Source organism: Photobacterium sp. R1, from assembly GCF_054600795.1.
Genome location: NZ_BAAHZP010000943.1, coordinates 1 through 238, shown reverse-complemented (window position 1 = coordinate 238; position 238 = coordinate 1). Strand labels below are relative to the sequence as shown.

General features: G+C 45.8%; 1 pseudogene. It reads left to right on the top strand.

Annotated features, from left to right (window positions below):
- Positions 1-177, top strand: a pseudogene (locus tag ACYP03_RS27860) (OB-fold nucleic acid binding domain-containing protein); the annotation flags it as partial.
- Positions 178-238 lie beyond the last annotated feature (61 nt).

Below are 238 nucleotides of genomic sequence, written 5' to 3'. Positions count from 1 at the left end.
AAAGCGCTGGAACCGCATCGGGCAGGTACTGTCCCGGTGAATATTTATTATCAGCGTTCGAATGCACGCGCTAAACTTACCCTTGGCACAGAGTGGCGGATAACGCCAAGTGATGATTTAATCACTGATCTCAAAGTGTTACTGGGCGAGCAGCAAGTCGAATTTGAGTTTAATTAATGAGTCCGGCACCTGTTAGACAGGTTGCTAATAATGGACAAAGGATTACAAGTGGTATGAG